The organism is Actinomycetospora sp. (assembly GCF_055612215.1).
Genome location: NZ_JBVPVA010000683.1, coordinates 1 through 1,128, shown reverse-complemented (window position 1 = coordinate 1,128; position 1,128 = coordinate 1). Strand labels below are relative to the sequence as shown.

Annotated in this window: 3 protein-coding genes; 1 reads left to right on the top strand and 2 read right to left on the bottom strand. The window is 77.8% G+C overall.

Going from position 1 to position 1,128, the window contains the following annotated elements; translation table 11 throughout:
• Positions 1 to 188 (bottom strand): hypothetical protein (locus AC0CYZ_RS18700; protein WP_472218031.1); only part of this gene is annotated, 188 nt, incomplete at its 3' end.
• A gap of 1 nt (position 189) precedes the next feature.
• On the opposite strand from AC0CYZ_RS18700, the gene AC0CYZ_RS18695 reads away from it, so the two are divergent.
• Positions 190 to 384 carry a hypothetical protein gene (locus AC0CYZ_RS18695; protein WP_472218029.1) on the top strand — a complete coding sequence of 65 codons (195 nt, stop codon included), beginning with the start codon at positions 190 to 192 and terminating at the stop codon, positions 382 to 384.
• Between the two features lie 171 nt (positions 385 to 555).
• On the opposite strand, the gene AC0CYZ_RS18690 is transcribed toward AC0CYZ_RS18695, so the two are convergent.
• A partial coding sequence (locus AC0CYZ_RS18690) for a dTDP-4-dehydrorhamnose 3,5-epimerase family protein (RefSeq protein ID WP_472218027.1) occupies positions 556 to 1,128 on the bottom strand: 573 nt, incomplete at its 5' end.

Here is a 1,128-nt window from a genome sequence, read left to right as displayed (position 1 = left end):
GGCACCCCGTCGTCGAGCACCACGCCCTCGAGCACGGCGCCCTCGAGCACGGCGCCCAGCACCACCCCGACGCCCGTGGCGCGCTGCACGGCCGCCCTCCCCGCCCTGGCCCGGGCGTCCGGCGTCCCGGCCGCCCAGCTCGTCGCCGCGAGCACGGCCGGTCCCGGGGCGGGGCGGACGACGTGCACGGTGCGCGGACCGCGGGGACCGTTCCTCGTCGCGGTGACGGCCGCGCCGGGCGCCGCGACCCCGTCGGCGCCCTCGGCGGGGCTCAGCCGCACGGTGGCCGCCGGCCGGACCGTGCTCACGGTCCCCACGACGGCCGGCCTCCCCGACGACCGGGCGCGCGCCGTCCTCGCCGCGGCCGCCGCCGCCTGGGGCTGAGCTCGATCACTACGCGGGATCCGGGTCCGCAGGACCCGGATCCCGGGCACCTGTGCGGCCAACGCGTGGAGCTGAGCTCGATCGCCACGCGGGATCCGGGTCCGCGGGACCCGGAATCACGGCAGGTGTCCCGACCGCGGCTTCACCGACCCGTGACCGGCCGGACCTCCCTCACCCCGCGGTGAGTGCAGCCACGCGGGCCCGGCAGGCCTCGACGTCGGGCAGGGCCCCCGCCTCACGCGCCGCGGCCAGCGACGGCGCGGCCCGGTCCTTGTCCGAGAGCACCAGCTCGTCGGCGGGGACGTGGTCGGCCCAGGGCAGGGCGAGCGCGGGGTCGAGCGGGTCCACCCCGTGCTCGGCGCCCGGGTTGTAGGGCGTCGAGCAGAGGTAGGTGGCGACGGTCCCGTCGGCGAGCGCCAGGAACGCGTGCCCCAGTCCCTCGGAGATGTAGACGGCCCGCAGGCCCTCGGCGTCGAGCAGGACGGCGTCCCACCGACCGAAGGTGGGGGAGCCCACACGGATGTCGACCACCACGTCGAGCAGGGCCCCCGCGGAGCACGTCACGTACTTCGCCTGCCCGGGCGGGACGTCCGCGTAGTGGAGGCCGCGGACGACGCCGCGACGGGATACGCTCGTGTTGGCCTGCGCCACATGCAGCGGGTGCCCGACGGTTCCGGCGAACACCTCCGCCTGGAAGGGCGCGGCGAACGCCCCGCGCGCGTCGGGGAAGACCGGCGGGGTGAA